Origin of the sequence: Lysinibacillus sp. FSL M8-0134 (assembly GCF_038069745.1) — a bacterium.
Classification (GTDB): Bacteria; Bacillota; Bacilli; order Bacillales_A; family Planococcaceae; genus Lysinibacillus; species Lysinibacillus irui.
In genome coordinates this window covers 1,245,796-1,258,629 of record NZ_JBBPAJ010000001.1, presented here as the reverse complement: position 1 = coordinate 1,258,629, position 12,834 = coordinate 1,245,796, and the positions used below count along the sequence as shown (strand labels likewise).

Here is a 12,834-nt window from a genome sequence, read left to right as displayed (position 1 = left end):
ACAGTTATGTTCATTTAAGCTTACAGCAACCTTACAAATTAAAAGAATAGCCTAGTAGTTTTTTAACCTCTTTTGTCATGAAATGTTACATATTTTATAGTAAAAACATAGTAAAGAGAGGTTTAGCCAATGAATAGAAAACGCAAGCTTGGTTTTTGTTACCCAGGTTATCGGTACTGTGGTCCTGGCTGCTCAGGGCCAGGCGAGCCTACGAATGCAGTGGATGCTTGCTGTAAACTACACGATGAATGCTATACACGCCACGGTAGCACAAGACATTGTGATGAACAGTTTCAACGATGCCTTCAACCGTATATGAATGCACCTAATAAAATGGCGAGAGATGCCAGATTATTCTATCGTGTTTTTGATTTACGCAATCGATACTTTTAAGGAACAAAGCTCACGATGTTTTTGAGGACAGCGTGGGCTCCTTCTTAGTAAAAATCGAGTATTTTTGCGGCTTAGTAAAACCAAGCTTTGTACCAAGATAAATGGACGCAGTATTCGAAATATCGCAATCCCAACAAGGTTTTATAGCATGTGCGAGACAACGGTCAATAAATGTTTCTGCAATCATACTAGCTAAGCCCTGCCCTCTAAAATTCGGATCCGTCATAATATCAATTTCCGCATAATCATTTGATTTAAAAATAGCGACAGCTTCACTAATTATTTGGTGATGATGGACTAAACAAAAGCCAAAGCCTTTTTCAAGAAAATTCGCAGGAGAGTCCCAATATTCATCATAATATGCATGCCCGAATTCCAATGAATTTTTAATAAGATGTTCAGTAATAGGTTGTACCTTGTAATTATGCCCCTCGCTTTTTTCACGTTGATTATACATGTCTTCATCAAATGAAAATGTATAGCGCTCTAATTTTCTAATAAGCCCATCGAATAATTGTTCAATTTTAGTATCCCACTGTGCTGTGGAAGAGAATAGAGTAAAACGTTTCTTTTGCTTGATAGATTCTAGAAAGCAATAGCTAAGCTGTTGATCAACCGCAGTCTTATTTATATCACCATATATATAATAAATGCCTGATTTCGTATGAAATAATAAAGTTTGAAAAGCAGTTGTATCCGCATAGACAGTTCCTTCTATTATTTGATCTAGTATACTATAAACAAATGTTGGGGCTCTTAAAATCATTTGTTTAATGGTTGGATATTGTTCCTCTGAGACTCTTATCATAATATTTCCTCCAGTTACTTGCAGTCTGTACCCAGTCTATTATAATAAAATTAGATTCATTAGAAGGGACTGAATTATGCACAGATAGCAATATTTTTCATCCAACATCCTAACTTTTTGGAGGTAAAAGTATTGATTGAATGTATTAACACTGAAAGATTACAGCTACGAAAAATGGTGAAGGCTGATGCTAAACATTTATTGGCCATTTGGTCAGATCCTGATGTAACCAAATATATGAATATCACTTATTTTACACATGAAGACCAGGCCCTAGAAATGATTGAACTACTGGAACAATTAGCAGATCAACAAAAGGCGCTCCGTTTCACAATCTTTGAAAAGGCATCCAATCATATCATTGGCTCATGTGGCTTTAATATGTTTGATTTTGACCATGCTATCACTGAGATTGGCTATGATTTAGCGAAGGTTCATTGGGGAAAGGGCTATGCAACAGAAGCTATAACTGCTTTAATTGATTACGCCTTTACGAACTTAGCAATGAATACAATTGTTGCAAAAGTTGAGGCTGCAAATATCAATTCTATCAAGGTTTTAAAGAAATTGAACTTTATTTACCAAGGCTATGACGATACTGACAATACGCTTCAATTATTCACTTTAACTAACTCGTAAAATGAAAAGGCTAAGGATGGTAGATTTCAACTAATACTTAGCCTTTTTTATCAGTGATACATGCTGTGATTTATTTTTCCAGTTATTTTTTCTATTTGTACCTCAAAAAGCTCAATTTTAGGCAGAATCGGATAGCCTTCTCTTTCAAATGTCCATTCAGGATTGCCATACTTCTCTAGAAGAGCATCAAAGAACCATTCTTTCTTAGATACCTCCTCGATTCGTGTAAGTTTGTCATCCCCTTCATATACATAGACAAAAGGAATTACGTAAGGAAAGCCTTCCTCATCAACAGTTGCGACATGCGCTACTCTCCCTGATTTTAAGAAGTGCTATGCTTCCACTTGTGAAATTTCAACACGTTTGTTGAATCGTACCTCTCATCATCCTTTAACCCCCTTATGAAAATAATTAACGATTAAAAAGTCATTTAATATTTAATCGTTTATTGTAAACATACATTTATTTTACATCTTTAATGTACTGTTAAAAAGGAAATTTTTATAAGAATGATAAAAGCCAAGAATGCATCGGTTTGCATTCTTGGCTTGACGATTACTTTATTGGAATCCAAATTTCTGAGTATGAATCTGGGCTGTAGGGATCTTCCTCCGGGTAAACCTCAAGTTCTGCTGTCCCTGCTGGCTCGTACGGATTCGACGGAAACCACTCAGAATAAATTTGTTTCCATGTATTTTGCATCGCATCTGGCATTGGTCCATGGACCTCAAAGACAACCCATTTAGATGCAGGGACTTCCATTGCTAATAGCCCCTCATCAACATCCCCTACATGATCAGTAGCAATCCAGTAATCAATGAATCCCTTTTGTCCTTGCTTTATATTTGGTACACATACACCTAATACGCCATCGATACTGCCGTTATTTAATTGATATAGCTGATGATCAAGGCCACTCTGATTCACTTCTTGCCAAAATAAAGGAATTTCTCTTAAGTTCTCTCCATTTTGACAGTTATACGTTCTTTTCACACCAACAATTTGAAACTTGTCTTTTTCTACAATTTTATACTTCATTGGTTCTGCTCCCTTCAAGCTTACCTGGATGACCAGGCGATTGTATGATTGTAATGGTCCTTGTTTCTTTCTAGCTTCACTTGGCGTTACATAATGCTGCTTACGAAACGCTTTTGTAAAAGCTTCAGGAGTTTCATAGCCATATTTGTAGGCGAGATCGATTATTTTCCGGTCTGTGTCCATTAATTCTTGTGCAGCTAATGTTAATCTTCTTCGTCTCAAATAATCCGCAATGGACATATCCGTCAATATTGCAAACGTTCGTTGAAAATGAAAGACAGATGAATTAACCTCCTGTGCAATCTGTTCAATCGTGATGTCCTCTAATAAATGTTCTTCCATAAAATTAATGGCCTTTTGAATCGACTCAATCCAACTCATTGCTCTCACTCCTTGATACCATCTTAAAATAGATATTGCTGTATAACCTGTCTTTTTATGCTAACTTTGGACAGGTGAAATGGGAAGTATTTTTTGAATAGCTTTTCATATTTAAGTCTTTTATAGTTCGTTTCTCCTTATATTTATTTACAATAGTATTCATTATAAAAATAGTATAAAAGAAAGTATAGGGGGCCTCTACGATGAAATGGCTAGGTGCTGCAGCTATTTGTTTGAACGAAGAGAATCAGTTATTAATGGTTTTACAAGGAACTGTTGATGAAGAGAAAACGTGGACTGTCCCATCAGGTGGGAAAGAGGCGACGGAAGATTTTAAGGCTTGCTGTAAAAGGGAAGTCTATGAGGAAACAGGCTATACAGCCGATATTATGAAGGAAATTTATTATAAGCACAATGAAGTAGTGGAAGTTCGCTATTTTCAAGCCATCATAACAGGTGGACAAATGATGATTCAAGATCCCGATGGATTAATTTATGACATCGCATGGAAAACTAAAGAGGAAGTAGCTATTTTACCTCTAACCTTTCCAGAAGATCGGGTATTTCTCTTATCCTTATTTAAATAAAAAAGTCACGTCTCATCGACATGACCAAACGATATACTCGTACAGATTCTAATCTGTTTTGGTGTCTAATCGTTATATTCATAAATAATTAATGCCGAATGGATGACTGTCTGCTCACCAATATAGAGCGTATTGTATTTGATATCAAGTATGATAAAGCCTCGTAAATCTGCTAAAGCTCGATTAATATCATGTTCAAATTGCACAATATCATGATTTTGAATTGTTACAACTTGAGTCGTTTGTGCCATGGTCCACTCTCCTTTACTCTAATGATAGAGCAAAAAGATGTCCATGTCACACATAAAAAAGCGTAGGAGAAAAAAGACTCCTACACTTTTTAGTACATCGTTAAATACTCCTCACGCTCCCAGTTATGGACGCGAGTACGATATTTATTCCACTCAATTTCTTTAGCAGCGGTAAATTTATCGTAAATATGATCGCCAAGAGCCTCTCGAACAACGGTATCCATTTCTAATTCAATAAGCGCATATTCCAATGAGGATGGTAAGCTATCAATACCATTTAACTCACGCTCCCCCTCTGTCATTTTATAAATATTACGATCCACTGCAGCAGGTGGTGTTAAATCTTTCCGTATACCGTCCAGTCCAGATGCAAGAATAACAGCCATTGCTAAATAAGGATTTGCAGCTGGGTCAACTGAACGTAGTTCGATTCGAGTAGACAATCCTCGAGCTGCAGGGATACGAATGAGTGGTGAACGGTTTTGAGCAGACCATGCTACATAACATGGCGCCTCATAGCCGGGTACTAATCTTTTATAAGAGTTGACTAGCGGATTCGTAATTGCCGTAAAGCCATGCACATGCTTCATTACCCCCGCCATAAAGCTGCGTGCTGTTGCACTTAATTGTAAGTCCGCATGTTCATCATAAAATGCATTTTTATCCCCTTCAAAAAGCGATAGATTAAAATGCATTCCTGACCCATTGACCCCAAATAGTGGCTTTGGCATAAACGTAGCGTGTAATCCATGCTGTGCAGCAATGGTTTTTACGACTAATTTAAACGTTTGAATATGATCACATGCTTCAATGGCACTGGCATACTTAAAGTCAATTTCATGCTGACCAGGTGCTACTTCATGATGAGAAGCCTCAATTTCAAAGCCCATCCCCTCTAACTCTAGGACGATATCACGACGACAATTCTCTCCTAAATCAGTAGGTGCTAAATCAAAATATCCGCCACTATCATTTAACTCTAGTGTTGGATGCCCTTTATCATCAAGCTTGAACAAGAAAAATTCTGGCTCTGGACCAAGATTAAAGGATGAAAACCCAAGCTCCTCCATTTCTTTTAATACACGTTTTAAATTGGAGCGAGGATCTCCCTCAAACGGTGTGCCATCTGGTCTCGCAATATCGCAAATGAAGCGAGCAACCTTTCCTTTCTCGGCAGTCCAAGGGAAAATTACGAATGTATTATAGTCAGGCTTTAAATACATATCAGATTCCTCTATACGGACAAACCCTTCAATCGACGAACCATCAAACATGACTTTATTATCTAAAGCCTTTTCTAATTGACTCACTGGAACTTCGACATTTTTAATTGTTCCTAATATATCAGTAAATTGTAGGCGAATAAATTTCACATTTTCTTCCTTTACCCGACGAATAATATCTTCTTTTGTATAATGTTTCATTCTTCACCACTCCAATGTAATTTTAGTTTACACAACTTTTTATAACTGTACTTAAAATACATTAAAAATGAAAACGACGCAATACTTATGTTAGTTTTTATAACATTGTTTTTTTAGAATATATTGATCTTGATTTTCGATACATAAAAAAGGTGCACCCACTTTTCAATGGATACACCTTATCTTTATTTTAATATTGCAATAACATATTAATAAATACAACGAGAATAACAATCGGTACAACGACTAACATTAACATACGATATGTTGAATAATAGCCCTGCCCCATTTTACTACCCATTAGCAGTTCTCTCTTCACAATTTCCTTATCCACTACATAGGCAATAAAGATCGCAATAAACAAATTCCCCAATGGCAACATTAAGTTGGACACTAAAAAGTCGGTTGCATCAAAAATACTTTTCTCGAAAATAGTTACATCCGATAAAATACTAGAGGAAAGTGCCGCTGGAATGGCAGCAATGAAAACGACTACACCTAATAAAAGTGTCCACATCGGACGAGATCTCTGACTATTTTCCATCATGGCTGCTACGATAATTTCATATAAACTGAATGATGATGTTAATGTAGCAAATAAAAATAACAATAAAAACATGGCTAAAAATACTTCCCCGAATGGCATTTGACTAAAAGCAGTCGGTAGCACCATAAATAGTAAACCTGGTCCCGCTGCCGGCTCTAAATCAAAGGCAAATACAACAGGGAAGATCGCTAGTCCTGCCAAAAAAGATACTAGTACAGTTAGTAGCACAACAGAGCCCGCTGAGTTTGGAAGACTAACATCTTTTTTTAGATAGGAACTATATGTAACAAGACAAGAGAATCCTACTGCTAGTCCAAAGAATGATTGCCCTAGTGCTTCTAATAGTGCCTTCCCAGTAATATTAGAGAAATCTGGCCATAAGAAGAATTTTACTCCCTCCATCGCACCATCTAATGTAACAGCTCGCATAACAAGAACAATGAACATGATAAAGAGTAATGGCATCATCCATTTATTAGCTTTCTCAATACCATTTTGTACACCTAATGAAATAATTAGTACATTTGTTAATGTAAACAAAGCTAAGCCCACTAGCGTAATCCAAGGGGTCCCTATAATTTTCCCAAATAATTCAGCTGAATCAATTGCTGGATCTATCACAGCGCCAGCTACACCTAGGCCGCTGTAAATGAAAATCCAACCACCAACAACACTATAAAAAGTTAATAATAAAAAACAACCAAGCACACCCATTCGGCCTATCCATGCCCACCCTGGTTTTGACGGAGCGATTTTTTTATACGCAGTTATCGCCTCTGATTGCGTACCACGACCTAAGACATATTCGGATAATAGCATGGGCAAACCAATTAACAATGTAAAGAGCACAAAAATTAGGAAAAATGCCCCACCGCCACTCTGCCCTGTGACATACGGTAGCTTCCATATCGCTCCTAAACCAATTGCAGCACCAGCTGACGCTAAAATAAAACCTAATTTACTTGACCATTGTCCTTTTTTTCCACTCATCTCTTCAAAACTCCTCAAACATTCTAAACTCAACTCTATTTTACATGAAAATATGCCTTTCGACTAGGTAATAATCATAAAGAACTAGATTGCTAGCATTTTCTATTACTTTTTTCTATTTTTACGCTCCGATTTTTATCTCTCTCACTTTAGCAAAGCTACCTCCCATCCAGTTTAAACCACAAAAAACCTCGAGCAGTTCATCCACCCGAGGTTCATCTTCAATTATTTCGTTATATACATTGAGCGCTGGCGGTCGATCCACTTGCGCATCGTTGAAAATAATAAAGCCATAATAGCTGTTAATAAAATACCCTTCACAATGTTGAATGGTAAAATCCCAGCGACAATCATTTTATAAAGTGAGTCTCCTACAACTGGTTCCATTCCTAGGAAATATGTGTACATTGGTAAAAATAAAGCATAGTTTAAAACGCTCATTCCCACTGCCATCACTATTGTCCCTGTCGCTAAACCTCCAATAAGGCCCGCAATCGATTTAAAACGATTAAAAATAAAGCTTACTGGCAAAATAAATAAAATACCTGTTGCAAAGTTGGCAATATGACCTACTGGCACCCCAGTTGGAGTACCTGAGAAAATCCAATCCAACACATTTTTAAATAATTCTACTAAAATACCAGCTACCGGTCCCATTGTGATGGCTGCTAGTAAGGCAGGCATATCACTAAAGTCCACTTCCAAAAATGCTGGGAAAGGCGGAATAGGGAAATTAAAAAGCATTAATAAAAACGAAATACTGCTCAGCATACCAATCGTAATAAACGATTGAAGTTTAACATTTTTCTTCATAGAAAACTCTCTCCTCTTTGCTGATTCAATCTCGCAAGAAGAAAGGTGACGATCTTTCAATTGTTAGCATGAAAAAACCCTTATGCATCTAAAGCACAAGGGAGAAAGGCATGACGAATAGGCGTCAATATAAACTATTTTTGAGCAGCGTTTAAAGCCATAGGAAAAAGCGCTCAGTCACAGTTTATTTCATAACAATGAATGACGATCGTACCTCCATCTTCTCCCATCCAGACTTTAACTGTCGGCCTTGGAATTGCACCAAGTCAGCCATGCAAAAAAATTTGCACAGGTCGCGGGCTGAAGAGTTTAGCATAAATCTCTCGAGTTAATGAAAATTCATTAACGATTTACAACTCTATTACCGCCGGTCGGGATTTTCACCCTGCCCCGAAGATGAATCATATTATTTTGTTCTACAGCCTTACTATAATGAATTATTAAGAAAAAGTAAATAGTTCTGCTCAAAAAATTCCGATTAGATTTGTATGTATTGCAAAAAGAAAATAGGGCATTCCTACGTTGTAGGAATACCCTATTTCTTTTATCTCTTTGACTACGGCATATATTGTTTATTTGGTCCTACAGGCTTTGGCAAATAATTTTTTAAATCGAATCCTTCCCAGCTTTCCTGAACAACATTATCTAAGCGTAACTGTTGATCAAAGCTAGCAGCAGTTAGCATCATGGCTTCGATTAATTGTGTAGCTCGAATTGGCTCCAAGGATGTTAAATCAAGAGGGATATCAAATGTAATGACTACACCATCCGCTTCCTCTTTTACTGTGTATGTCACGTTTTCAGGAACAACTGGCACATAAACATCATCATTTTTATTTTTCATCTGTGTGAGTGCCTCTGTCACATTAGCAAAGGTTTGACGGAAATCTGGAGATAAATATTCTGCTCCATTTGGATCCTTGTATAAATAATAATTATAATGTTTGGCACCTGTTAATGACATAGCTTGACTTGGCTCACCATCTTGGGAAAACTCATAAGGCGTACCATCTTCATTTTGAATCTCTACTTCTGTATATTCAGAATCTGAGAATGTATCTTCCAAAGTTCCTTTGTATTCATTGACGGTAGCTGAAGCAACATCATAATCATTGTCCTTAGGTAAAACATGAACAAGCTTATCTTCCTTCTCCTTTAACTCACCTTTATAAGGATGATAGTCTGTAAACCCTTTAGCTTCCTCATCTATTTGAGGAGCGTATTTTTCATACATCTGTAAAGTAGAAGGTTTTTCAGTTCCAAAATCAGTTGCAACACGCTCATTTGGAATTACATATGTCATAGGAACACTTTCTGCGTCTCGTCCAGCTAAACCAATACGAAAGACAACAGCATCTTTGACATCTTCTTCATAGACAGATGACCGTAAAGATAAAATACGCTCATGCTCTGTTACAATATTGGATTGGAGCACCTCATCCTTCGCAGATGCATCTTTTGTAGCACGATCTTCCTGTAAAGTAGAGTACGTAGCTGTTTCAGCCGTACTAGCTTGATCTTTCTGTTCAGCTTGATTATTCATTACCATTGAGCCTACGAGTATTGTTAACGCAAAAACTGCTGCCACACTCATAAAAAATGGTATTTTACGAAACTTAGATTCGGTTGATCGTTCTTCTTGTTTCAGAGAATTACTTTGTTGCTGAGTTTGTTCATCCTCTACTGGTTGTTGAATTGCTTCTTGAAGGTGAATATTATCCTGCAAGCGAGCATCTGCCATTAACCGATTTAATATGTCTTCTTTTGAACGGTGGTCAGAAAGCTTAGGGGCATTGTTCAATACATGTTCAAGCTGCTCATCATCAAATGGCTTATGCGTCATTGCCGTTTCGCCTCCTGTTCTTTAATCGGCTGTAGCTGTTGCCTTAAAAATTTAATGGCTCGATGCTGGGTTGTTTTTACCTTAGCTTCTGTCCAATCTAGTATTTGCGCAGTTTCTGCAATAGATAAATCCTGAAAATAGCGCATAATAATGACCATTTTCTGGTCACCTGTACAGTTTTCAAGTGCTGACTCGACTTGCATAAATTCATCACTGGCCTGTAGCATATCTTCCGGTGATGGTGTGGTTGAATGGAGCTGTTCCGTTTCCCAGTCAAAGAAATCAAGTGAATGCTTTTGGCGTACAGCTTGCTTTCTGAAATGATCAATTGCTACATTTTTAGCAATAGCAAAAAGCCAGGTCTTCTCACTGCTGTTACCTGCAAATTGATCATATGAGCGCAACACTCGTACATAAACTTCATGCGCTAAATCTTCAGCGAGTGTACGGTTTTTTACTAAATATATTAAAAACTGGAACACGTCCTGGTGATATGCATCGTATAGTCGATGGAACACGGAGTCATTCAAAGCACTCCACCCCCGTTCTATAGTATTTGTCGTCTTACATTCATAGAAGTTACAGCCAATTAATAGCAATACATGTTATTAATCGAACGGTAAATAAAACGTGAAGGTTGTACCTTCTTTCAGCACACTATCTACCATGATATTACCTGAATGTGCCTTTACAATATTTCGAGCAATGGCTAAACCAAGACCCGTTCCTCCTTTAGAGCGAGTACGTGCCTTATCTGCTTTATAAAAACGTTCGAAGACATATGGTAGGTCCTCCTGTGGAATGCCGTGCCCTGTATCTTGCACAGAAATTTTAGCAAAGGTTGGCTCCTGTTCAACCTTTACAGTGACAGCCCCTTCATCAGTATGTCTTAATGCATTATCAACTAAATTTGTGAGCACTTGTTCAATGCGATCTTCATCCATATTAATCATGGCATCGTCGTTAAATTCACTGTCAAAGATCAAGCGAACATGCTTTTCTTTTGCTACTTGGGCAAATTTTTGAGTAATACGTTCAAATGTAGAATTAATTGGTAATTCATCTTTATAGAGGGTCATATGCCCTGATTCCATTCGTGCCAAATCTAATAAATCTGTTACAAGGCGACCCATTCGCTTCGATTCATCATAAATAATTTTAGTAATTTCATTGCGCTCTTCCTGATCTTGAATAAAATCATCATCCATCAACGCTTCCGAGTATCCTTGCAACATGGCAATCGGTGTTCGAAGCTCATGAGAAACATTCGCAATAAAATCCGATCTTAGTTTTTCTAAGCGATGTTGTTCAGTCATATCACGAATAACAGCGACAGCACCACGTATCATTTCTCCACTATAAAGAGGACTAATAGTAAATGTATAATAATTGCCGTCCATTTCAATTTCCTCTTCTAACTTATCCTCAAACATCAGCACATGATCAAGCATATGATAAAGCTCAGGTGGAATTGGTTTAGCACTTTGCGAGCCTTTGTTGACAAACCATTTTTGCATAAGACGTTCGGCTGGTGGATTACTTAATAATATTGTACGGTCACGATTAAATGTAATCACAGCATCTGTCATAGATGTCAAAATATTTGAAAGCTGTTCATTTTCCTGATTGATGACCTCTAAATTATGTTTTAATTGACGTCCCATTTGGTTGAAAGCAACCGCAAGCTGACCAATTTCATCATTTTGGGTCGTTGGCATTTTTGCTTCAAAGTTACCTTTAGCAATTTCAAAGGCCAACTCACGCATTTTTCTAAGCGGTGAAGTAATACGTGAAGAAAGGAAAAACGCAAAAAATGTTGTCAATACAAATGCTATAAAGGCCGCTAAAAAGACAATTTTCGTTGTTTCCTTAGACGTTTTATGTAACGCATCTGGGCTTTGGTAGATGAAGACAGCTCCATGTACTGCGTTTTCAACATTCAATGGGAAACCAAGCACAACATACGATTCCATCTTTTCTGGAACAGTAGAAGAAGGCATCATCATTTCTTTAATAATGGGTTCATCAGATTGAAATACTTCATGGAAAGATTTGTTAGCTAAAATGGTGTCTTGTATTTCTTTTTTATTTACACCTTCTTGCATTGCAAAAGAGACTTCCACATGACTTATAGCAATCAATGCATTGGTCCCTGTAGGTAATATATCTTTTAATAATTCTGAAGTGGATTCTGCTGTTTCATTGTCGTCCACTATACTTGCCACTGTTGCAGCCGTTTGACGTAATGAAATTTCCGCTTGCTGCATGTGGTAGTTTTGAAGAAATTCTAGCATCAATACCGTGAAAACAAATAATACAAATGAAACGAGAAGCAATATGGTTACCCATAGCTTCCCGACAACACTATTCCATATTCTATTCATTGACAACCTCAAATTTGTAACCAACGCCCCAAACCGTCACAATCATTTTAGCAGCGTTTTCTGAAACCCGGTTGAGCTTTTCACGTAATCGTTTCACATGTGTGTCAACTGTACGTAAATCACCAAAGAAGTCATAATGCCAAACCTCTTTTAGTAGTTGTTCACGGTCAAATACTTTGTCTGGCGATTTCGCTAAGAAGTATAATAATTCGTACTCTTTAGGTGTTAAATTGACCTCAATTCCCTCTGCTGTCACGCGGTGTGCATCATGATCGATCATTAAATGCTGGAATACCACTAAATCTTTTGAAGAGGATGCATTTGTCGCTGGTGAGAACGCTTGTGAACGACGTAAAATAGCCTTCACTCGTAATACGACCTCACGAGGACTAAACGGTTTTACAATATAATCATCTGCACCAAGCTCAAAGCCTTGTACACGATTCGCTTCTTCGCCTTTTGCAGTTAATAAAATAATCGGTGTTGCTGCACGTTCTCTAATTTCCGCACATACTTCTAGCCCATCTTTTTCAGGCATCATAATATCAAGTAAAATACAGTGATACTCTTTTTCTAAAGATTTTTCGATCGCTTGTTCACCATTTTCTGCTTCGTCAACAAGGTATCCTTCACGCTCTAAATACATTTTTAATAAGCGGCGAATACGATCCTCGTCATCTACTACTAATACTGAAATATTTTCTGACACTTTCACGATCCCTCTCTTCCAATCTTT

At 37.4% G+C, this 12,834-nt stretch carries 13 protein-coding genes and 1 riboswitch; of the genes, 3 read left to right on the top strand and 10 right to left on the bottom strand.

Annotated elements, in window-relative coordinates; genetic code table 11:
* Window positions 1–129 precede the first annotated feature (129 nt).
* Window positions 130–393: a Parvovirus coat protein VP1-like protein gene (locus MKY49_RS06125; RefSeq protein ID WP_274796206.1), complete on the top strand. Its 264-nt coding sequence runs from the start codon at window positions 130–132 to the stop codon at window positions 391–393.
* 10 nt (window positions 394–403) lie between these two features.
* Here MKY49_RS06125 and MKY49_RS06120 read toward each other — a convergent pair whose 3' ends face one another.
* Complete coding sequence (locus MKY49_RS06120; RefSeq protein ID WP_341385798.1) at window positions 404–1,201, bottom strand: GNAT family N-acetyltransferase; 798 nt, start codon at window positions 1,199–1,201, stop codon at window positions 404–406.
* A 132-nt stretch (window positions 1,202–1,333) separates the two neighbouring features.
* Between MKY49_RS06120 and MKY49_RS06115 the strand changes: the two genes are divergently transcribed.
* Window positions 1,334–1,840 carry a GNAT family N-acetyltransferase gene (locus MKY49_RS06115; RefSeq protein WP_274796204.1) on the top strand — a complete coding sequence of 169 codons (507 nt, stop codon included), beginning with the start codon at window positions 1,334–1,336 and terminating at the stop codon, window positions 1,838–1,840.
* Window positions 1,841–2,395: 555 nt separating this feature from the next.
* Here the strand turns inward: MKY49_RS06115 and MKY49_RS06105 are convergent.
* On the bottom strand, window positions 2,396–3,259 hold the full coding sequence (locus tag MKY49_RS06105) for an AraC family transcriptional regulator (RefSeq protein ID WP_341385797.1): 864 nt from the start codon (window positions 3,257–3,259) through the stop codon (window positions 2,396–2,398).
* Window positions 3,260–3,462: 203 nt separating this feature from the next.
* On the opposite strand from MKY49_RS06105, the gene MKY49_RS06100 reads away from it, so the two are divergent.
* Complete coding sequence (locus tag MKY49_RS06100) at window positions 3,463–3,846, top strand: NUDIX hydrolase (RefSeq protein ID WP_274796201.1); 384 nt, start codon at window positions 3,463–3,465, stop codon at window positions 3,844–3,846.
* 65 nt (window positions 3,847–3,911) lie between these two features.
* On the opposite strand, the gene MKY49_RS06095 is transcribed toward MKY49_RS06100, so the two are convergent.
* The 8 genes from MKY49_RS06095 to MKY49_RS06060 all read right to left on the bottom strand — a co-directional run bounded on the left by MKY49_RS06095 (window position 3,912) and on the right by MKY49_RS06060 (window position 12,807).
* The gene (locus MKY49_RS06095) at window positions 3,912–4,097 is read right to left on the bottom strand and encodes a sporulation protein Cse60 (RefSeq protein ID WP_274796200.1); all 186 of its coding nucleotides are present in this window, start codon (window positions 4,095–4,097) and stop codon (window positions 3,912–3,914) included.
* Between the two features lie 89 nt (window positions 4,098–4,186).
* Window positions 4,187–5,521 (bottom strand): type I glutamate--ammonia ligase, encoded by a 1,335-nt coding sequence (gene glnA, locus MKY49_RS06090; RefSeq protein WP_341385796.1) that lies wholly within the window; start codon window positions 5,519–5,521, stop codon window positions 4,187–4,189.
* Window positions 5,522–5,711: 190 nt separating this feature from the next.
* Window positions 5,712–7,058, bottom strand: coding sequence for a sodium-dependent transporter (locus tag MKY49_RS06085; protein ID WP_341385795.1), 1,347 nt, complete (start codon window positions 7,056–7,058; stop codon window positions 5,712–5,714).
* Window positions 7,059–7,283: 225 nt separating this feature from the next.
* Window positions 7,284–7,871 carry an ECF transporter S component gene (locus MKY49_RS06080; RefSeq protein WP_274796197.1) on the bottom strand — a complete coding sequence of 196 codons (588 nt, stop codon included), beginning with the start codon at window positions 7,869–7,871 and terminating at the stop codon, window positions 7,284–7,286.
* A gap of 214 nt (window positions 7,872–8,085) precedes the next feature.
* Window positions 8,086–8,273: riboswitch (FMN riboswitch) on the bottom strand.
* Between the two features lie 154 nt (window positions 8,274–8,427).
* The gene (locus tag MKY49_RS06075; protein ID WP_274796196.1) at window positions 8,428–9,714 is read right to left on the bottom strand and encodes an RNA polymerase subunit sigma; all 1,287 of its coding nucleotides are present in this window, start codon (window positions 9,712–9,714) and stop codon (window positions 8,428–8,430) included.
* Window positions 9,711–10,244 (bottom strand): RNA polymerase sigma factor SigX, encoded by a 534-nt coding sequence (gene sigX, locus MKY49_RS06070; protein WP_396631733.1) that lies wholly within the window; start codon window positions 10,242–10,244, stop codon window positions 9,711–9,713. The genes MKY49_RS06075 and sigX overlap by 4 nt, the downstream gene beginning before the upstream one ends.
* A 78-nt stretch (window positions 10,245–10,322) precedes the next feature.
* Window positions 10,323–12,098 (bottom strand): ATP-binding protein, encoded by a 1,776-nt coding sequence (locus tag MKY49_RS06065; protein ID WP_274796195.1) that lies wholly within the window; start codon window positions 12,096–12,098, stop codon window positions 10,323–10,325.
* Window positions 12,091–12,807 (bottom strand): response regulator transcription factor, encoded by a 717-nt coding sequence (locus tag MKY49_RS06060; protein WP_274796193.1) that lies wholly within the window; start codon window positions 12,805–12,807, stop codon window positions 12,091–12,093. Before MKY49_RS06060 ends, MKY49_RS06065 begins: the two co-directional genes overlap by 8 nt.
* Window positions 12,808–12,834: the final 27 nt, after the last annotated feature.

What these genes read in the sequence shown, in the direction of transcription:
- MKY49_RS06105 (WP_341385797.1), bottom strand. Translation starts at nt 3,259, where the DNA reads ATGAGTTGGATTGAGTCGATTCAAAAGGCCATTAATTTTATGGAAGAA.
- MKY49_RS06075 (WP_274796196.1), bottom strand. Translation starts at nt 9,714, where the DNA reads ATGACGCATAAGCCATTTGATGATGAGCAGCTTGAACATGTATTGAAC.
- MKY49_RS06095 (WP_274796200.1), bottom strand. Translation starts at nt 4,097, where the DNA reads ATGGCACAAACGACTCAAGTTGTAACAATTCAAAATCATGATATTGTG.
- MKY49_RS06120 (WP_341385798.1), bottom strand. Translation starts at nt 1,201, where the DNA reads ATGATAAGAGTCTCAGAGGAACAATATCCAACCATTAAACAAATGATT.
- MKY49_RS06125 (WP_274796206.1), top strand. Translation starts at nt 130, where the DNA reads ATGAATAGAAAACGCAAGCTTGGTTTTTGTTACCCAGGTTATCGGTAC.
- MKY49_RS06080 (WP_274796197.1), bottom strand. Translation starts at nt 7,871, where the DNA reads ATGAAGAAAAATGTTAAACTTCAATCGTTTATTACGATTGGTATGCTG.
- MKY49_RS06100 (WP_274796201.1), top strand. Translation starts at nt 3,463, where the DNA reads ATGAAATGGCTAGGTGCTGCAGCTATTTGTTTGAACGAAGAGAATCAG.
- MKY49_RS06085 (WP_341385795.1), bottom strand. Translation starts at nt 7,058, where the DNA reads ATGAGTGGAAAAAAAGGACAATGGTCAAGTAAATTAGGTTTTATTTTA.
- MKY49_RS06065 (WP_274796195.1), bottom strand. Translation starts at nt 12,098, where the DNA reads ATGAATAGAATATGGAATAGTGTTGTCGGGAAGCTATGGGTAACCATA.
- glnA (WP_341385796.1), bottom strand. Translation starts at nt 5,521, where the DNA reads ATGAAACATTATACAAAAGAAGATATTATTCGTCGGGTAAAGGAAGAA.